This window comes from Prevotella sp. C0209C1 (assembly GCF_056583855.1).
The window spans coordinates 1-18,827 of sequence record NZ_JBWPJP010000031.1; the positions used below are offsets into that span (position 1 = coordinate 1).

The 18,827-nt window shown below is 32.2% G+C and carries 19 protein-coding genes and 1 pseudogene; 16 read left to right on the top strand and 4 right to left on the bottom strand.

Annotated elements, in window-relative coordinates; genetic code table 11:
- The 12 genes and pseudogenes from AC1DCD_RS08425 to AC1DCD_RS08480 all read left to right on the top strand — a co-directional run.
- On the top strand, positions 1-471 hold a 471-nt coding region (locus AC1DCD_RS08425), incomplete at its 5' end, for a transposase (protein WP_464643499.1).
- 12 nt (positions 472-483) lie between these two features.
- Positions 484-669 (top strand): annotated as a pseudogene (locus tag AC1DCD_RS08430) (hypothetical protein).
- 162 nt (positions 670-831) lie between these two features.
- On the top strand, positions 832-2,265 hold the full coding sequence (locus tag AC1DCD_RS08435) for a lipopolysaccharide biosynthesis protein (RefSeq protein WP_464641139.1): 1,434 nt from the start codon (positions 832-834) through the stop codon (positions 2,263-2,265).
- A complete protein-coding gene (locus tag AC1DCD_RS08440) occupies positions 2,265-3,422 on the top strand; it encodes a TDP-N-acetylfucosamine:lipid II N-acetylfucosaminyltransferase family protein (RefSeq protein ID WP_464641137.1) in 1,158 nt (385 codons plus the stop codon). Before AC1DCD_RS08435 ends, AC1DCD_RS08440 begins: the two co-directional genes overlap by 1 nt.
- 17 nt (positions 3,423-3,439) lie before the next feature.
- On the top strand, positions 3,440-3,934 hold the full coding sequence (locus AC1DCD_RS08445) for an ATP-grasp fold amidoligase family protein (protein WP_464641135.1): 495 nt from the start codon (positions 3,440-3,442) through the stop codon (positions 3,932-3,934).
- A 31-nt stretch (positions 3,935-3,965) separates the two neighbouring features.
- Complete coding sequence (locus AC1DCD_RS08450) at positions 3,966-4,397, top strand: ATP-grasp fold amidoligase family protein (RefSeq protein ID WP_464643471.1); 432 nt, start codon at positions 3,966-3,968, stop codon at positions 4,395-4,397.
- Positions 4,397-5,005: a serine acetyltransferase gene (locus AC1DCD_RS08455; RefSeq protein WP_464641133.1), complete on the top strand. Its 609-nt coding sequence runs from the start codon at positions 4,397-4,399 to the stop codon at positions 5,003-5,005. Before AC1DCD_RS08450 ends, AC1DCD_RS08455 begins: the two co-directional genes overlap by 1 nt.
- Positions 5,006-5,260: 255 nt before the next feature.
- On the top strand, positions 5,261-6,517 hold the full coding sequence (locus tag AC1DCD_RS08460) for a nucleotide sugar dehydrogenase (protein ID WP_464641131.1): 1,257 nt from the start codon (positions 5,261-5,263) through the stop codon (positions 6,515-6,517).
- A gap of 124 nt (positions 6,518-6,641) precedes the next feature.
- Positions 6,642-7,787: a DNA polymerase III subunit gene (locus tag AC1DCD_RS08465; protein ID WP_464641129.1), complete on the top strand. Its 1,146-nt coding sequence runs from the start codon at positions 6,642-6,644 to the stop codon at positions 7,785-7,787.
- 49 nt (positions 7,788-7,836) lie between these two features.
- A complete protein-coding gene (locus AC1DCD_RS08470) occupies positions 7,837-9,120 on the top strand; it encodes a PSP1 domain-containing protein (protein ID WP_464641127.1) in 1,284 nt (427 codons plus the stop codon).
- Positions 9,110-9,607, top strand: coding sequence for a gliding motility lipoprotein GldH (locus AC1DCD_RS08475; protein WP_464641125.1), 498 nt, complete (start codon positions 9,110-9,112; stop codon positions 9,605-9,607). The genes AC1DCD_RS08470 and AC1DCD_RS08475 overlap by 11 nt, the downstream gene beginning before the upstream one ends.
- Positions 9,608-9,722: 115 nt before the next feature.
- Complete coding sequence (locus AC1DCD_RS08480; protein ID WP_464641123.1) at positions 9,723-10,592, top strand: urea transporter; 870 nt, start codon at positions 9,723-9,725, stop codon at positions 10,590-10,592.
- 91 nt (positions 10,593-10,683) lie between these two features.
- On the opposite strand, the gene AC1DCD_RS08485 is transcribed toward AC1DCD_RS08480, so the two are convergent.
- Entirely contained in the window at positions 10,684-11,742 is a 1,059-nt protein-coding gene (locus AC1DCD_RS08485; protein ID WP_008448906.1) for a glycosyltransferase family 2 protein, read from the bottom strand.
- The gene (gene mtaB / locus AC1DCD_RS08490; protein WP_464641121.1) at positions 11,739-13,097 is read right to left on the bottom strand and encodes a tRNA (N(6)-L-threonylcarbamoyladenosine(37)-C(2))-methylthiotransferase MtaB; all 1,359 of its coding nucleotides are present in this window, start codon (positions 13,095-13,097) and stop codon (positions 11,739-11,741) included. Before mtaB ends, AC1DCD_RS08485 begins: the two co-directional genes overlap by 4 nt.
- A 324-nt stretch (positions 13,098-13,421) precedes the next feature.
- On the opposite strand from mtaB, the gene AC1DCD_RS08495 reads away from it, so the two are divergent.
- On the top strand, positions 13,422-13,604 hold the full coding sequence (locus tag AC1DCD_RS08495) for a PG1828 family lipoprotein (protein ID WP_464641119.1): 183 nt from the start codon (positions 13,422-13,424) through the stop codon (positions 13,602-13,604).
- 389 nt (positions 13,605-13,993) lie between these two features.
- Here AC1DCD_RS08495 and AC1DCD_RS08500 read toward each other — a convergent pair whose 3' ends face one another.
- Together AC1DCD_RS08500 and AC1DCD_RS08505 are read right to left on the bottom strand one after the other, a co-directional pair.
- Positions 13,994-15,655 carry an AMP-binding protein gene (locus AC1DCD_RS08500; protein ID WP_008448904.1) on the bottom strand — a complete coding sequence of 554 codons (1,662 nt, stop codon included), beginning with the start codon at positions 15,653-15,655 and terminating at the stop codon, positions 13,994-13,996.
- A gap of 258 nt (positions 15,656-15,913) precedes the next feature.
- Entirely contained in the window at positions 15,914-16,819 is a 906-nt protein-coding gene (locus AC1DCD_RS08505; RefSeq protein ID WP_464641117.1) for an IS982 family transposase, read from the bottom strand.
- Between the two features lie 127 nt (positions 16,820-16,946).
- Between AC1DCD_RS08505 and AC1DCD_RS08510 the strand changes: the two genes are divergently transcribed.
- The 3 genes from AC1DCD_RS08510 to AC1DCD_RS08520 all read left to right on the top strand — a co-directional run bounded on the left by AC1DCD_RS08510 (position 16,947) and on the right by AC1DCD_RS08520 (position 18,810).
- A complete protein-coding gene (locus AC1DCD_RS08510) occupies positions 16,947-17,294 on the top strand; it encodes a hypothetical protein (protein WP_155362322.1) in 348 nt (115 codons plus the stop codon).
- Positions 17,295-17,636: 342 nt separating this feature from the next.
- Entirely contained in the window at positions 17,637-18,104 is a 468-nt protein-coding gene (locus AC1DCD_RS08515; RefSeq protein ID WP_464641115.1) for a DUF4494 domain-containing protein, read from the top strand.
- Positions 18,105-18,138: 34 nt separating this feature from the next.
- Positions 18,139-18,810: a YggS family pyridoxal phosphate-dependent enzyme gene (locus AC1DCD_RS08520; RefSeq protein WP_464641113.1), complete on the top strand. Its 672-nt coding sequence runs from the start codon at positions 18,139-18,141 to the stop codon at positions 18,808-18,810.
- Positions 18,811-18,827: the final 17 nt, after the last annotated feature.

The window sequence follows — 18,827 nt, forward strand, 5'->3', positions numbered from 1 at the left end:
GTTGAGAAGTGGAAAGGTAAGGCATATCGACTTGTGATTCAAAGACAGAAACGGATGGATGGTGTGCAGGATTTTTGGGAAGGAGAATACACATACCGTTGTATCCTGACTAACGACTATGATTCTTCCGTAAGAGAAATTGTCGAGTTCTATAACCCTCGTGGAGAAAAGGAACGTATCTTCGATGATATGAACAATGGTTTCGGGTGGGACAGATTGCCCAAATCCTTCATGGCAGAGAACACAGTGTTCCTTCTTCTTACAGCACTTATCCGTAACTTTTACAAGGCCATTATTCAAAGACTTGACGTAAAGAAGTTCGGACTCAATGTAACAAGTCGCATAAAAGCGTTTGTCTTCAGGTTTATCTCTGTACCAGCCAAGTGGATCAAGACATCAAGGCGGTATGTGCTGAATATCTATACCTGTAATTATGCTTACGCAGATGTTTTCCAGACTGATTTTGGATAGTGCCTACAACTTATGGGAATGATATTGTGTATTGCCTCAAGTCACATTGTGGGGTAAGGGGATATTGTAGGCAGAAGTGGGTGCTTCAAGTTCAAATTATCTGCAAATTCAGTAATGAGAGGACGTGTAAACGCAATAAGAACCTTCAAGGGCTTAGTTGCGGATTTGAGGTTAAATAAAATATATGAGAACTGCTAATATCGAATTGAATACATTGTTCAATGCCGATGTCTTTGGCCTGAAAATGTACCAAGTTATTTTTTAATCATTACTTAGGAATATATATATAAGTATAGTAGGTGCAAGTCGAGGGCAAAGTAAATCAATGGTGTGTAAAAGCATCACAATATAAAAAAGGATATGTCAGATAATTTACGTCAGAAGACAAAAAACGGATTAATATGGAGTACGGTAGAACGTTTTTCTAATCAGAGTGTAGGTTTTGTGTTTTCTATTATTCTTGCGCGTTTGCTTTGCCCCAGTGATTATGGTATAGTAGCTATGATTACTATATTTTTTGCAGTGGCTCAAGCATTTGTAGATAGTGGCTTTGCAAATGCACTTATACGGAAAAACAATAGAACAGAAAAAGATCTTTCTACTTGTTTTTATTTTAATATAGTAGTAGGACTTTTTGCATATATAGTGTTTTTTATCGCAGCACCATGGATAGCTAATTTTTATAATCAGCCTATACTGACTATGATTATAAGATTAGAATCTGTTACTATGTTTTTAAACTCATTATGTATAGTACAGCAAGCATTGCTTACTATCCAGATCAACTTTAAGACACAGGCTAAAATATCTCTTGCATCAACGATAATGTCTGGTATTATAGGTGTAATATTGGCATACAATGGGTTTGGCGTTTGGGCTTTAGTATGGCAGGGTATAAGTAATGCTTTAGTTAGAATGATTTTGTTATGGAAGTTTTCTACGTGGCGACCACGATATGGGTTTTCTAAAGAATCGTTTCATTATCTTTTTGGTTATGGTTCAAAGCTATTAGCTTCAGGGTTATTAGATACTACATATAATAATATTTATCCTATTATTATTGGTAAGCTGTTTACTCCTGCAGACTTGGGATATTTCTCAAGAGCTCAAGGTTTAGCAACATTGCCTTCTTCTAATCTGACAAGTGTGTTGCAGCGTGTTACTTTTCCAGTGTTGAGCGAAATACAAGATGATATGGAAAGGCTTGAAACTAACTATCGAAAGCTTTTAAAGATGTCAGCATTTATTATTTTCCCGTTGATGATGTTGTTAGCTGCCATTGCCAGACCATTAGTAGATATTTTATTAACAGATAAATGGGATAATTGTGTTATATATCTACAAATATTATGTGTTGCGCTGATGTGGCATCCTATACATGCTATTAATCTTAATTTGCTGCAAGTAAAAGGCAGGTCTGACCTGTTTTTACGGTTAGAAATAATAAAAAAGATATTAGGTGTAATTATTATTTTAATAACATTCTCTATGGGCCTAAAAGCTATGTGCATAGGGTTGGTAATCAACTCAATAATAGCACTAACTATAAACACTTTTTATACTGGTAAACTTATTTCTATAGGATTTATAAGGCAAGTAAAAGATTTGTTACCTATCATTTTAAGCTCTATATTACTATTGATAGTATCAAGTGGTTGTGTCTATTTTATAGAAAATGTGATATTACAAATAATAGTAGGAACAGTTATTGGAATAGGCTGTTATGTAGGTGTCGCAATACTATTTAGATATAATGAGATAGAATATATAAAACAATTTATAATAGCAAAATAATGAGAATATTACATTGTATAGTAGATGATAAATTTATAGATGAAGAAATAAATATTTTTGAAGATACTAAAGGTAAACACTATATGGAGTATATCTTTATAGCTGAAAATAACAATAATCACTTTACTTATATTAAGAATAAGGAGCTTATACGTGTTATACCTATGGGAGAAAGTGTAGAATATATTAATAATGGTAATTTCGATTTAGTTATATTACACAGTCTTAACTCTATACCTATAGACTATATCTCTAAAATAAAAAACAATGTAAAAATATTATGGAAAGCTTGGGGGTTTGATTTATATAGGTACCCTAATGAGATTAGACCATTTATACGACTAAAGAGATTGAAACCTCTAACAAAAAAGTATTGGAATAAAAACTATAAGAAGCAAAGAATTATAAATCTGAAGGTTTTTATTTATGATTTAATATATAATAAGAGGATAAAACAGTCAATAGAGCGTATAGATTATTTTTCTGGTTGCCTACCTATAGAATATAAGCTTATAAAAGATAGTGTACCATATTTTAAAGCTAAACATTTACCATTTGCTTATTTTGATAGAAAAGATCCATTTACTGATGAGAACATAGACCATTATCCGCAATTAGATTCTTATATACTTGTTGGGAATGCGGCAGGATTACCAAATAATCACCTTGATATATTAGCAAAACTAAAATGTAACACTACAGCGGAACGTAAAATATTGTTGCCTCTAAATTATGGGGGTGATGGAAAGTATATAGACTATGTGATAAATGACGCTAAGAGCTATTGGGGAGATAATAATATAGTTGCACTTAGAGACTTTATGCCAAAAACAGAGTATTTTAAGCTATTAGAAAAATGTGGATATGCTATATTTGGACATGAGCAGCAGGCAGCGTTAGGTAATATATATAAAATGCTGTGGCAGGGAAGTAAGGTTTTTCTATCAGAAACATCAGTGAACTTTAAATATTTTAAATCGATAGGAATGATAGTTTTCTCTATTCAAAGCGATTTGACATTAAAATCTATTAATAGGCCTTTATCTATGGAGGAGAAAAAGAATAATAGAGAAGTGATATTAAAACATTCTTCTGTAAAAGATGCTCTAAATGAGATTTGTAATATATACACAACAGTAGAAAAAGACAAGGTATAACCAAAAGTAAAGAAGAAATGAATAAAAGTTATCTTTCATATCTTATAGAGATAATAAGAAATAAGTTTTATGCAGAGCTGTTTCGCTCTAATTATTTCAGAAAATTACAGGAAAAGAATCTTAAAAAGGCTTTTTCTTTAAAGTATAGAGCGTCACATAAGGAGTCGTTAAACTGGGAAAATCCGCAAACGCTCGATGCTAAAATAATGTGGCTTGAAGCTTTGAGCGATACCTCTGTATGGTCTGACTTAGCAGATAAATATAAGGTTAGAGATTATATTATCCAAAAAGGATATGAAGAGATATTACCTAAGTGTTATGGCGTGTGGGACAGAGTGGAAGATATTGACTTTAATATTTTACCAAAGAAGTTTGTTATAAAATGTACACACGATTGTGGCTCTACCATAATGATAAAGGATAAGGCTGCGGAAAATTGGGAAAATATAGCTAACTACTTAAAAACCAAGTTAATACCAATAGGGGGGTATTGTAGTAGAGCCACATTATAAAAAGATAAAGCCTCGAGTTATAGTAGAGGAGCTGTTAGAGGACCAAGCAACACAAGGTTTATCGTCTTCGTTGGTAGATTATAAGGTGTGGTGCTTTAATGGTAAGCCTTATATAGTATTATTGTGTTATGATAGGAAGAAAAAAGAAAATGGACATTCTTCAGTAACCGTCGATTTATATACTAAAGACACATGGCAGCATAGGCGTGATTTGCTTACTGATAAAAGTGCAAAATATAAGGATATTCCTCGTCCCAAATGCTTAGAGAAGATGCTTGATATAGCAAAAGATTTGTCTGATGGTTTTCCACAAGTGAGAGTAGACTTTTATATAATAAACAATAAACCATATTTTGGAGAATTAACCTTTACATCTGCTGCAGCATCACATTATTATTTTACGGAAGAAGCACAGAGAGAGTTTGCTAAAGCTATAGATCTAACAAACGTAAAACTAAAGTAATGATGAGCATATATAACATATTAATTAAGATAATTAGCTACGGTTATAACACTATTGTTAATATTGTGTTTAAGATATATGTTAAGATAAAGTTTAATAATATTTGGCAACTTAAAGAGCATCTTAGGTTAAACTATCCTAAAACAGGGGGTAAAAGGCTACTTGCCATTTACGATACTACTTTTTCTAAATATGGTAGCTGGATAGGACATGAATGTGTTATGGACAGTATACCTTTCTTTCCTCATGGTTTTACAGGTGTTTTTATTTCAAATGGAGCTAAAATAGGTAAGAATTGTATAATATTTCAGCAAGTTACTATTGGTAGTAATACTATAAAAGAGCATCCTAAATTTGGTTCTCCTACTATAGGTAATAATGTTTATATAGGGGCAGGAGCAAAGATAATAGGCAATATTAAGATAGGAGATAATTGCAGAATAGGGGCTAATGCTGTTGTTGTTACAGATATTGAGCCTAATACAGTAGCTGTCCCTGAGACAAGGCTAATTATGAAGAAAAATATATTAGATAATAAATTTTATTCTAAGAGAAATAATAAGTGGTGCTATTACGATTTTAATAAAGAGAAGTTTGTTTCATGTTAATAAAAGATTAAAGTGAAATGGGTATATAATAAAAAATATTAGTTGATATTAGTAAAAATAATTAATTTTGTTTTATGAAGATGAGCCTTTTATATTAATGCTTCATTTTTTATTCTTCTTAGAGTTTTATATAGATAAAGAAAGTAAAAAGATAGGATACTTATTTAATATAAAAGATAAAAAAAGGCAATAAGCTACTATGAAAAAAAAAATACTTACCTTTGCTACTATCTATAAAACAACTAACAGATTGTAATGAGCATAAATAACAATTATAAAATAGCCGTTGCCGGGTCAGGTTATGTAGGACTAAGTATTGCTACTTTGCTTAGCCAACACAACGAAGTGGTTACTGTTGATATCATGGAAGAGAAGGTAAGAATGATAAACAATGGCATTTCACCTATTCAAGATGATTATATTGAAGATTATCTAAAAAACAAATCGCTTAACCTTAAAGCTACAACTAATGGGAAAGAAGCTTATAAAGACGCTCATTTTGTAATTATAGCAACACCTACTAATTATGATCCTGTACGCAACTATTTCGACACACAACATGTGGAAGAAGTAATAAGACTTGTTACTGAGGTTAATCCACAGGCTATTATGATAATAAAATCTACTATTCCTGTGGGGTATACAGAGAGTGTTCGACAAAAATATAAAAGTGATAAAATTATTTTTGCACCAGAATTTCTACGCGAAAGTAAGGCTCTATATGACAATCTTTATCCCAGTAGGATTATTATTGGGCGTCCAGAAAATAATGAGGAATTAGATAAAAATGCTCATCTTTTTGCTCATCTTTTACAACAAGGTGCTATAAAAGAAAATATTCCTACTCTTTTTATGAATCTTACAGAGGCAGAAGCCGTAAAACTTTTTGCTAATACTTATTTAGCCTTACGTATAAGTTATTTTAACGAATTAGATACTTATGCAGAAGTAAAAGGATTAGATACAGCTAATATAATACAAGGGGTATGCTTAGATCCTCGTATAGGAGCATTTTATAATAACCCTTCATTCGGTTACGGTGGCTATTGCTTACCTAAAGATACAAAGCAGCTGTTAGCAAACTATGAAAATGTTCCAGAAAACTTAATACAAGCAATAGTAGAAAGTAATCGTACTCGCAAAGATTTTATTGCCAATCAGGTACTACATACTGCAGGATATTATGACTATAATGATTGTGGTGATTATAATCCTAAAAGTGAAAAAGAATGTGTTATAGGGGTTTATCGACTTACAATGAAATCAAATAGCGATAATTTTAGGCAAAGCTCAATACAAGGTGTTATGAAACGCATAAAAGCTAAAGGAGCTCAAGTTATTATATATGAACCAACTCTAAAAGATAATACAACCTTTTTTGGTAGTAAGATAGTTAACAATCTTGATAAATTTAAACAGCTTTCACATGCTATTATAGCTAATCGTTATGATAGCTGTCTTGATGATATTAAAGAAAAAGTATATACAAGGGATATCTTTAAGCGAGATTAATAATATTATTTACATTATAATAAAACATATAATAGGATAAACTATAATCTTACCTACTCTTATATCTCGCATTTATTTCTTATCTTTGTACTCTTTAATATTGTAGATAAGAAAAGCGGTTATTATGGCAAATTTTAAAAGGGTTATAGGGCAAATAGATGCTATACAACGATTAAAAACACTTGTAAAGGAGAATCGTGTGCCGCATGCAATACTATTTTGCGGAGAAAAGGGGGTAGGCAAAATGGCGCTTGCTATGGATTTTGCTTGCTACCTTCTATCTGAAGGAATGCAAAAAGGCAATACAATATTAAATGCTGATGCACATATAGAAGCTATGCTTCGTAAGTGGGAACACCCTGACCTTCACTTTACTTATCCTACAATAAAAGATGCTTCTATGGGAGCTGAACATCAACCAATAAGTTATGATTACATAAAAGAATGGCGAAAAATGATTCTACAAGGTTCTTATTTTACTATACAGCAATGGATGGATCACATGAAAGCCACTAACCAACAGGCAATTATAACAGGTGCTGAGGCAGATGAACTGACACGTAAATTATCACTTAAATCGAGTCAAGGAGGATTTAAAGTGTCTATTATATGGTTACCTGAACGCATGAACCAAACATCGGCTAATAAAATGCTAAAACTTTTAGAAGAGCCTCCTTTGGGTACTATCTTTCTTTTAGTAAGTGAAGAGCCAGACCAAATCCTTGAAACTATACGCAGCCGAACGCAACGTATTGATATTAAACGTATTGATGATGCTACTATAGAGCACTCTCTTATAGAACAACGCGGTATAGATAAAGATATGGCACGCCGTATAGCACACCTTGCTAATGGTAGCTGGCTTAAAGCTTTAGAAACTATAAATACAGATAATGAAAATAAAGAGTTTCTTAAACAGTTTCAAGTATTAATGCGCCTTGCATATCTACGTAACTTAAAAGAGCTAAAGACTTGGTCAGACAATATAAGTATGTACGGTAGAGAGAAACAACGCCGTATGTTATACTATTTCATGCAGCAAATACGAGAAAATTTTATGTATAATTTTTCTCAACCAGAGTTAATATATCTGACTATGGAAGAGGAGAATTTTGCAAAGAATTTTTCTCGCTTTATTAATGAAGCAAATATAATAGAAATAAATGAATTGTTAGAATTAGCATATAGGGATATTCGTCAGAATGCAAATGCAAAAATAGTTTTTTACGATTTAGCATTAAAGATGATATTACTCATATTAAAGAAATAACAAATACATGTTTATAAGCATATATATATATTAAATAAGAAAGTTTTCAATGGACTATAATAATATGAAATTTAAGGTTTGGCATGGCTGCGCAAGAGGGCTTAGTAATGCTGGATGTGGGCGCCAAAACAAACAGCTGAACACATATGACTGGTTAGCTGATGTCCCTGGCAATAGCTTTAGCACTGACCTTGTAGAAATACAATTTAAAAATACACGAAAAGGATATTATCACAATATTAATCGATTAGATCTGAAGAAAGGAGATATTGTTGCTGTAGAGGCTAATCCTGGTCATGATATAGGAGTGGTTACTCTAACAGGTAGACTTGTAACGTTACAAATAAAGAAAAATTCTAACATCAAATCGCCCGAAGACATCAAACGCATATATCGTATAGCAAAAGATGTAGATATGGAAAAATATCACGAAGCAAAAAGTCGTGAGCATAATACAATGATAAAAAGTAGACAAATAGCAAAAAGCTTAGGTCTAAAAATGAAAATAGGTGATGTAGAATACCAAGGCGATGGAAATAAAGCTATTTTTTATTATATTGCTGATGAACGAGTAGATTTCAGACAGTTAATAAAAGACTTAGCAGCGACTTTTCATGTGAGAATAGAAATGAAGCAAATAGGTGCTCGTCAGGAAGCAGGACGTATTGGTGGCACTGGACCTTGTGGAAGAGAACTTTGTTGTGCTACATGGATGAAAAACTTTTCAAGCGTTTCTACCACTGCCGCACGCTTTCAAGATATATCTCCAAACCCCACCAAGTTAGCAGGTATGTGTGCTAAACTAAAATGTTGTCTTAACTATGAAGTAGATACTTATATGGAAGCTGCACGTAAACTACCAAGCAAAGAGGTTGTGTTACAGACAATAGATGCTGACTTCTATCTTTTTAAGACAGATATTCTAAGTGGTCAATGTTCCTATTCTACAGATAAAAATTTCCCAGCTAATATAGAATCAATAAGTGCAGAGCGTGCTAAAGAAATTATAGAGCTAAATCGCCGTGGAGAAAAACCTCTTTCTTTACAAGAGAATAGTAAGGCAAAGCCTAAAAAACTTTCTGCCGATTTATTAGCGAATGCTGATATAAGCCGATTCGACAGAGCTAAGAAAAAAAGACGAATAAACAATTCTCAGCAAAGCTATAGTAAAGAGGAACAATTAAATAGTATTACTAAAAAGCAAGAAAATAGTAAGCAGCAACAAAGTACAGAACGACAAAATAAAAAACAGTCATATAATAATCGTCAGCGTCAAGGACAACGAAAGTATAATACCAATTCTTCAAAACAAGAAACTAAAAATGAAATTTAAGGGTTGTAACTTATTATGTTTTATAGCGTTTATAGCTTTTATTATAAACGCTATTTCATGTAATGACCCACGCATATACGATAAATATCAAAATGTTTCCTTACAAGGTTGGAATCGTAAAGATACTTTGACTTTTGATGTTCCACGTCAATGGGAAGGTAGATATTTGCTTTTTCTAGGAATAAGAACGGCAAAAAACTTTCCCTATCGTAATCTTAGCGTCATAGTTAATGAGCAAATAATTTCTGTTAAAGGAAGAAAAAGAACTATTCGTTATAGTAATTGTAATATTATAAGGTGTAAGATTGTTAATAAAAAGGGGCAAATAATTGGTCATGAGAATATTAGTAACAATACTATCCGTTCATATATAAAGTCTTTTTATCTGAAACGTAATGATTCTATACATATTACTATTAATCACAATATGAATGAAGATGTACTACAGGGTGTTTCCAATATAGGAATAACACTTATAAAGCAATAAGAATATTTTATAAAAGATAAAAAGATTTAGATAATATGAAATTCTTCCAAAGTATAGATATATAAACAAAATATAAGGGAAATAGGGGTTGGATTTTTTAGTTTAAGAAAAAGAAATGAGATTAAATGACGTTATAAGTGCCATATTTCGTGGAGTAGGGCAAGTAATGTTCCAGAATAATATACTTTCAGGAATATTAATGTTAGTAGGTATAGGTTGTAACTCTATATTAATGTGTTTATTTGCATTATTGGGTACTATTATAAGTACATTAACAGCAATATTTCTTAATTATAATTCTAATAATATAAAAAATGGTCTTTATGGTTTTAATGGAACTCTTATTGGTATAGCTGTTCCATGTTTTATGTCTATTAATATTTGGTCTGTTTTGCTAATGATAATTGCTTCTATTGTTACAACTTTCATTGTATATGTTTTTGAAAAGCAAAAAAAGCTACCCACTCTTACAGCACCTTTTGTAATAATTACATGGTTAATGTTGCTTATAAGTTATGCTTTCCCTATTTTACAGCAATCTACAATAGAACAAAATATATCAAAAGAACCGTTATTATTACTTCAAGCTTTGTCTTTAAATTTTGGTCAGATAATGCTTCAAGGTAAAAGTCTTTTTACAGGCTTACTATTTTTTCTTGCAATATTAGTAAATTCACGTAAAATGGCAATAGAATTTTTCTTAGCAGGTTTATTATCTTTAATAGTTTGTTGGCTTCCTTTTGTGGAAACTCATTCTATAAATAATGGTATGTATGGTTATAACGTTGTTTTAACTGTTTTAGCTATTGCTAATATTCTTAATACAAAGACTCATATATATATTAAGGTTTTAGTAGGATTTATATTATCTCTTGTAATTCAATTTGTAGGTTTAAAATTAGGTTTTATTACTCTTACAGCACCTTTTGTAATTTCAGTATGGATAGTTGCTTTATATAACACATTCTTTGATAGCAAAAAATAAAATTTATTTTTTGCTATTTAAAAATATAATATAGTTTTATTTATTTAAAAGTTTTTTCATTTCTCCTTCATGTAAATTGTTGTAATACTTTTTAAAGGTCGCAAAATTTTTTACATTTATCAAGATAGTATGCTTTAAGTAGGAAAATGTTAGTTCTCCCATCAGGAAGTAAGTTAGATAAAGACTTGTTATCTTGTCCTTCTAATCTGTTTTCTTTTAATGTTCTTGTTTGTTTAGTTTTTGTTCGTGTAAATTCGTTACGCCATTTTTTAAAGGCTTTACGTCCATCTATAATAGCTTTAAATTCTTTCCAATTACGTTTTAGTATAAGGGATTGAAAAGCAGCAATATAATCTAAAATTAACCGCATACGCATAACATTTTTGAGATCTTTTTCAGGAAGGTTTTTCCATAACATTGTAAGATTATTACGAAAATTGAGAAAAGTTTTTTTAGGATTTGATTTTGGTAAAGTTCCACCCCCTAAATGATATACTATACTCTCTGGGAAACAATATAGTTTTTTACCCATATTGTGTAATCGCCAGCAGAGATCTATTTCTTCATTATGTGCAAAGAATCTTCCGTCTAATCCTCCAGCCTGCCAATAATCTTCTCTTCGTATCATCATGCATGCTCCTGTAGTCCAAAGTATTTGTTGTGCATTATCGTATTGCCCATTATCATCTTCTATGGTGTTAAATATTCTCCCTCTACAATAGGGGTATCCATATTTATCTAAGAATCCTCCACATGCTCCAGCATATTCGAAAGAATCTTTATTAAGGTACGACAGCAGTTTAGGCTGGCAAGCTGCTATATCTTTGTAAGCGTCCATTGCTTCAAATAATGGTGTCAGCCAATGGTGCGTAACTTCTACATCACTATTGAGTAATACATAATAATCAACATCTTTTATTTGTTCTAAGGCTTTATTATACCCTTCAGCAAAGCCGTAGTTTTGTTCAAGTCTGATGATTCTAATATGTGGATAGTGCTGATTAAGCCACTTTAAAGAATTGTCAGTAGAAGCATTATCTGCTATTATCACTTCGGCTTCTTCGCATGAATATTTTATCACAGATGGAAAATACTTTTTAAGCATTTCTTCTCCATTCCAGTTAAGGATTATTACTGCTATTCGTTTCATAGTATAATTTTTGCTTTAAGTGCCGTTTTATCAAAATTGAAATTGCCTAATTGAGTTTTTATTATATTATTATCATACTCTTCTTTAGCTTCTGTAGGAGATAGTTCTACCCGGATATAGTTATCTGTAAATCCGTGCATAGATTTACCTCTTGCAGCTTTTTCAAAGAGAACATTAGCTTCTTTTCCAATGTATTTAGCATAGAAAGTTTGTGTTTTAAGATCAGATAGTTTTAAAAGGCGATTAGCCCTATGCTTCTTTTCCCTTGGATCTACAATATATGGTATAGATAAAGCACTGGTACCAGGACGTTCTGAATATGGGAAGACATGTAGTTGTGTAATAGGAAGTGAGTCTATAAAATTGTAGCTATCTTCGAAAAATTCAGGTTTTTCACCACGGCACCCAACCATGACATCTACACCAATAAAAGCATTAGGCATACGTTCCTTAATTAAAAGTATCTTATCTGCAAATAATGCACGGTTATAATGGCGGTGCATAAGTTTTAAAACTTCATCAGAACCACTTTGTAGGGGTATGTGGAAATGGGGCATAAAGTGTTCAGATGTAGCACAATATTCTATTAAGTCATCATCTATTAAGTCTGGTTCTAAAGAGCTTATACGATAACGCTCTATGCCTTTTACGTTGTCTAATGCTTTTACAAGATCTAAAAAAGACTCGTTAGTAGTTCTTCCGAAGTCTCCTATGTTTACTCCTGTTAGTACAATTTCTCGTCCTCCTTCTGCCACAGCTTCTTCGGCTTGTTTTACAAGTGATTTTATAGGAGGGTTACGCGAAAAACCACGTGCATAAGGTATGGTACAATAAGTACAGAAATAGTTGCATCCGTCTTGTACCTTTAAAAAATAGCGAGTGCGATTGCCACGTGAGCAACTATCTTGGAAGCTCGTAATATCTTTTGTTTTAACAGCATGATATGTTTTTTTCTGTGTATTATCTATAGGAGTTTTTTCTTCTATATTATTCCATGCATTACTGAGATATTGTATTAAGTTGGCTTTTTCATTGCTTCCTAAAACAAGATCTACACCTATTATATTGGCTATAGTTTGGCTTTCTAATTGTGCATAACAGCCAGTGACTATAACAAAAGCTCCAGGATTTTGACGAACCATTCGGTTAATAATTTGCCTACACTTATGGTCTGCAACGTCTGTAACAGAACAGGTGTTTATTAAAACAATATCTGCAATATCGTTTTTTTTAGCCTCACGCACGCCCATGTTGTATAATGTGCGTGCAAAGGTACTTGTTTCAGAGAAGTTGAGTTTGCACCCTAATGTATAAAATTTGGCTGTTTTGCCTTGAAAAGCTGCTGTATCAATCATAATTGTCTGCAAAGGTAGTAGAAAAAAGTGGAGATAACAATAATAGATAATTTTAAAGTTATACTTTTAATCTTAATATATCGTATAGATGGAGCAAAAACAAATAGTTTGGAAAGATATTTTCAGAACAATAATGAGAAGAAGAAATGTTTAACATTTATTTGCTAATTGTATATCTCTATGTATCAATGCATTATGAAAAAGTTACAGAATAGATGTAAAAAAAACCATTAAAATATTTTTGGAGTATCAAAATAATATATAACTTTGCATCAGTTTTAATAAATAAATGATTGTTTTACAGAATTTAAAAAGCAAAGAAAAATGAAGAAATTAGTATTAATGTTCGTAGCTATCGCAGCTATCTCTTTCGCATCTTGTGGTGGTAACGCTAAACCAGCAGCTAATGCTGATTCTACAAAGACAGATACTACTCAGGTTGATTCTACTCATGCTGATTCTACTGCTGCTGCTGCAGATACAACAGCTGCTGATACTGCTAAGTAATTTTAGTAGGCGAACGAAAAGGATAACCCACCAGGCCGATAGGTTTGGTGGGTTTTTGTTATGGTTAGTGTGTCTTTAAACATATAAATATATATACTATAATTATAATATTATAGTCATGTATAAAAAGGTTATAACCTGTTTAAATTTGCTATATTATGTTTTGGAGTTCTTTTCTATAAATATTTGTCTATTAAAATATTGTTGATGGTTATAGATATAATCAGAGATATTTTAAATATAGGAAAGAAAGGTTATTAGTAGAGTAGCTTGTGGATATAGCAGATTGATGTAAAAAAAGTAATTTAAAATAAGAAACCCTACTAATAGTCTTATTTGTAAAGACCATTAGTAGAATTTTAATTATATTTATATTCTAAAGAGTATATTTATTTATACAAGTAGCGTTTAATAGATTTCTTTGGCGTTTTTTGAAATTCTTCTTCGCGTATTTCTAATTCGGCAACTTTACAGTAAGCTGGCATTAGCGAGTTAAGTTGTACTTTGTTTTCTTCCATTTGTTTGTTGATATCTTCTTTTGTTAAGCCTAAGTTGGCAGCCTCTTCATAGTCGGGATATATTAATCCGATTAATTTTTGATCACGTTGTACTATTAAGCATTCTGAAACGAGGTAGAGGGAACTAAGAGTATCTTCTATTTCTTCAGGATATATATTCTGACCATTACTACCTAAAAGCATATTTTTAGAACGTCCACGAATAAATACATTTCCATCGGCATCCATTGTTCCTAAATCACCAGAATGGTACCAGCCATTTTTATCCAAAGTTTGTGCAGTAGCTTCTTCGTTTTTATAATAACCTAACATAACGTTAGGACCCTTTGTAAGTATTTCACCAGCTATATTTTCAGGATCAGAGCTATCTATTCTTACTTGCTGATGGTAAGCAGCTTGTCCACAAGAACCTTTTACAAAAGTTTTCCAATCACGATAACATATAATAGGTGCACATTCTGTAGCGCCATAACCTACGGTATAAGGAAAATTAATTTGGTGTAAAAAGTCTTCTACTTCTTTACTTATAGCAGCACCACCTATTATGATTTCATAAAGATTACCACCAAAGGCATTATATACTTCTTCACGTATTTTTTCTTTTACTTTCTTACTAAGCAAAGGTAGCTTTAATAAAAATTGCATTTTAGTGTTTTGTATTTTAGGGAAGACCTTTTTGCGTATGATCTTCTCAATGACAAGAGGTACTGCAATCATTATAATGGGCTTTATATCATGTAGGGCTTGAGAGATAATTGCAGGTGAAGGCATGCGAGTAAGGAAAAAGACATGTACACCTGATAGAAATTCAAAAAGAAACTCAAAAGACATACCATACATATGAGCTAAAGGTAATATACTAATAATGTTATCACCAGTTGTAACATGATTGTTCATTACATGTTTAGCAAAATCAGTATTACTCCATAAAGCACGATAAGGTAGCATTACCCCTTTAGAGTGGCCTGTTGTTCCGCTAGTATAATTAATCAAAGCTAACTCTTCAGGACTTTGTTCCTTATAATAATGTATGTGTTCTGAACGAAAATATTTAGGATACTTATTACCAAACATTTCATTAAGGTGTTCACGTGCGTAAGTGAGCTTATCTGTTCTGCTTATAACGATAGAGTAGTCAGGAATATAGATAACACCTTCTAAACTTGGCATTTGTACAGCATCGATTTGAGTTGCAACAACGTCGCCAACAAAGAGAAGTTTTGCTTCGGAATGGTTTACTATATGATGTATTTGATCTGGAGTAAACTCATGGAGAATAGGAACAGCTACTGCACCATAAGTAAGTATGGCAAGAAAAGCTGAAGCCCAAGCTGCAGAATTACGCCCACATAGAGCAATCTTATCACCTTTTTGTATGCCACTTGCTTCAAACATAATATGAAGCTTTTCTATTTTTCTTGCTACATCGTGATAGCGTAAGGTTTTTCCTTTATAATCTGTAAGAGCATCAAGATCCCAATGATCAATTATAGCCTTTTCTATTAGCTCGTTAAAACTTGGAATATTCTCCATTATAATATATGCATTAGGGTTAATTATGCAGAGTTTTACCTTATGTCAGAACAAAGCTAATTAATATTCTGAGAGGGATTTACTCTTTTGATAAAATATTTAATAAAATTATTATGCAAAATTATTGTTTTCGTGCAAAGGTAGTGTATTTTTTGCACAAAGCAAAAAAAGATGTGCAATAAAAGTGTAGAATATAATAAAAAGGAAAGATATATAGAGTTTGATAGCGAATGCTAAATTAACGTGAGTTCGACGAATTTAGAACAGAGCAAGCTGTGTGTCAATAGTCCTTTGTACATTGATACACGGCTTCTTTGGGAACAGACAATAGGCAGCAATAGCACCCAATAAATTGACAATGAAATTGTCAAAGCATCTATGTCTGGAGTGCTCCGCCTGCGCAATATTCTTAAGCTCATCATTCACAGTTTCTATAATGGCTCTTTTTCTGAGTAAGAGTCTGTCAGCAACACTCATCAAAGCTCCTTTTATGTTGCTTTTCAGCTTGGTAATAAGTTGTATTCCATCCACAAACAACCTTTGGAAGAGATTTTTGCTGATGTACCCCTTGTCGCCGACCAGCTTGCCATATATGAAATCTACAAAAGCTTTGTATTCCAAAGGCTTACGGTCATCAATATCTCCCGGTGTTATCATAAAATTGAGAAGCTCTCCTTTCTCATTGCAAATCAAATGCAATTTGAAACCGAAGAACCAACCCATAGAGCATTTTCCTTTTTGGGCTATACCTTTGAAAACCTTGTGAATATGTATTCTTTGGTTCTTGCAGACACGCAGTGGTGTGCTGTCAACAAAACTTATGCCCGTGCATTTGCCCAGCAGAACCTTCTTGATAAACAAGGTTAAGGGGACGGCTACCTCCCTTTCCAATTCTACTATACGGTTATAAGAAACAACTTTTGGAAATAGATGGCGAAGATGCTTACATACTTTTTCAAGATAGAAATGTTTAAAGCAGCGATAACCAGAGTCGTGAAAAAGAATCATTATCAGCATGACTTCTGCCTTTGATATCGTGGAATCTCGATGATATTTTCTTTTTCCAATAGGTTTTAGCGTATATTTTGCTGTCATAGCATCAAAAAACTTGCAGAAGTCGTCTGCCATACAAAATATTTCAGTAATTTTGTCTTCGGTAATCATAGCGATTTTTGTTTGTAATTCTATATATCAACACCTTAAAATTACAACAAATTTCGCTAATCACCAAATTTATAGACACTTATAATTCATCAAACTCACGTTATTAATAACAAATATAAACAAAATTATGAGACATCTATTTTCTGTTCTTCTCTTCGTGGCAACACTAATAGGCACAAGTAGTTTTACGTATGAAACGACATCTACAACCCGCACAGAAAACATTAGTTTGCAGACGCAAATGAAGTATAAGGGGAGGAAAGCTTGTAAGCGTTCGAAAGCCCGTAAGCCAAGTGTCCATAAGAAAAGAACTACCCGCTCTGTTAAGGTAGGTCAGGTTGTATACATCACTCCTACAGGTTCTTGTTACCATTCACGAACATCTTGTCCTGCATTGTGGCGTGGAAACTACTCTCGCACATCTTTAAGTTCTGCACGAAGTGAAGGCTATCGTTCATGTTCAAGATGCTATTAACATAACGAGAATTCGTCGAACTCACGTTAAATTAGTAATATATTATGAAGAGCTTTTATCTATGGTATATAAAATATTTAAAGTTTTGGGACTTCAGTTTGTTTTCTTTAGAAAAAGGAAGTTGTTCTTTTACAAGTATTCTTTAACGTTTTAATAATTTGTTTTTTAAGATTTATTCTTTAATAAGTTATGTCAGTAAATATTTAAGTATTGTTTTTCTCTATATATAAAACATTGCACTTATATATTGAAAGTTTATAATATTTTTACTACTTTTGCATAGTTATCTATATTATTAGAGATAGATAATTTTCTGAATAACTGAACAAAAGAAATAAAATAATGAGGATAAGAACAGCGAAATGGTTTGAGATAAGAGTGAGATATGATAAGACTATGGAAGATGGTCAAAATAAGAAAGTAATAGAACAGTATGTGGTAGATGCTTATACATTTTCTGAAGCAGAAGCTGAAATAACAAAGGAAATGTCTCATTATATCAGTGGTGAGTTTGAGATAAAAGCAATTACCCCAGCTGTTTACAGTGAAGTGTTTTTTTGCGATAGTGATAATGCGGATAAATGGTTTAAAGCAAAGATAGCATTTATAACGCTTGATGAAAAAACAGAAAAAGAGAAACGTATTATTTCTACACGTCTTGTTCAAGCAGGAAGTGTTAATGGCGCAGTGAAGAATGTAGAAGATGTTATGAACGGAGGGTTATCAGACTATTCTATAGTATCAATTACAGAAACTAAGATTATAGATGTTTTTGAGCATCAGAATATAAGTAACATATCAGAATCGTAATTTAACGAATAACACTATTTTTAGAAAGAGAAGTATGTATGATGTAGTAAACAATTTACATAGCGTACTAAGGAAACTGCCTAATGGTGTTAAACTCATAGCTGTAAGTAAGTATCATCCTATAGAATATATAGAGGCAGCATACGCTGAAGGACAACGCGCTTTTGGAGAAAGCTTAGTGCAGGAGCTATCTAAAAAAGTAACGTCTTTGCCTAAGGATATAGAGTGGCATTTTATAGGTCATTTGCAAACTAATAAGGTAAAATATATAGTACCTTATATATCAATGATAGAAGCTGTCGATTCGGTTAAACTTCTTCGTGAAATAGAAAAGCAAGCATCTAAGTATAATCGTGTAATAAAGGTTTTGTTAGAGCTTCATATAGCAAAAGAAGAAAGTAAATATGGTTTTTCTTTTGAGGATTGTAGAGCTTTTATTGATAGTGGCGAATGGAGAAACATGTCTCATGTATGTATTTCAGGCCTGATGATGATGGCTTCTAATGTATCAGATAAGGAACAGGTACGAAAAGAAATGTTATCTGCATCTATATTTTTTGATGAAATAAAAAAGAAATATTTTTCGGATAAGGCATCTTTTAAGGAACGTTCATGGGGAATGAGTCAAGATTATGATGTTGCTGTGAGCTGTAATTCAACGATGGTGCGTATAGGAACAAAGATTTTTGGTCCTCGTTTATATTAAATGTAATATAAGTAAAT

Coding starts and splice junctions, on each gene's coding strand:
- AC1DCD_RS08435 (WP_464641139.1), top strand. CDS start 832: ATGTCAGATAATTTACGTCAGAAGACAAAAAACGGATTAATATGGAGT.
- AC1DCD_RS08440 (WP_464641137.1), top strand. CDS start 2,265: ATGAGAATATTACATTGTATAGTAGATGATAAATTTATAGATGAAGAA.
- AC1DCD_RS08445 (WP_464641135.1), top strand. CDS start 3,440: ATGAATAAAAGTTATCTTTCATATCTTATAGAGATAATAAGAAATAAG.
- AC1DCD_RS08455 (WP_464641133.1), top strand. CDS start 4,397: ATGATGAGCATATATAACATATTAATTAAGATAATTAGCTACGGTTAT.
- AC1DCD_RS08460 (WP_464641131.1), top strand. CDS start 5,261: ATGAGCATAAATAACAATTATAAAATAGCCGTTGCCGGGTCAGGTTAT.
- AC1DCD_RS08465 (WP_464641129.1), top strand. CDS start 6,642: ATGGCAAATTTTAAAAGGGTTATAGGGCAAATAGATGCTATACAACGA.
- AC1DCD_RS08470 (WP_464641127.1), top strand. CDS start 7,837: ATGGACTATAATAATATGAAATTTAAGGTTTGGCATGGCTGCGCAAGA.
- AC1DCD_RS08475 (WP_464641125.1), top strand. CDS start 9,110: ATGAAATTTAAGGGTTGTAACTTATTATGTTTTATAGCGTTTATAGCT.
- AC1DCD_RS08480 (WP_464641123.1), top strand. CDS start 9,723: ATGAGATTAAATGACGTTATAAGTGCCATATTTCGTGGAGTAGGGCAA.
- AC1DCD_RS08485 (WP_008448906.1), bottom strand. CDS start 11,742: ATGAAACGAATAGCAGTAATAATCCTTAACTGGAATGGAGAAGAAATG.
- mtaB (WP_464641121.1), bottom strand. CDS start 13,097: ATGATTGATACAGCAGCTTTTCAAGGCAAAACAGCCAAATTTTATACA.
- AC1DCD_RS08495 (WP_464641119.1), top strand. CDS start 13,422: ATGAAGAAATTAGTATTAATGTTCGTAGCTATCGCAGCTATCTCTTTC.
- AC1DCD_RS08500 (WP_008448904.1), bottom strand. CDS start 15,655: ATGGAGAATATTCCAAGTTTTAACGAGCTAATAGAAAAGGCTATAATT.
- AC1DCD_RS08505 (WP_464641117.1), bottom strand. CDS start 16,819: ATGATTACCGAAGACAAAATTACTGAAATATTTTGTATGGCAGACGAC.
- AC1DCD_RS08510 (WP_155362322.1), top strand. CDS start 16,947: ATGAGACATCTATTTTCTGTTCTTCTCTTCGTGGCAACACTAATAGGC.
- AC1DCD_RS08515 (WP_464641115.1), top strand. CDS start 17,637: ATGAGGATAAGAACAGCGAAATGGTTTGAGATAAGAGTGAGATATGAT.
- AC1DCD_RS08520 (WP_464641113.1), top strand. CDS start 18,139: ATGTATGATGTAGTAAACAATTTACATAGCGTACTAAGGAAACTGCCT.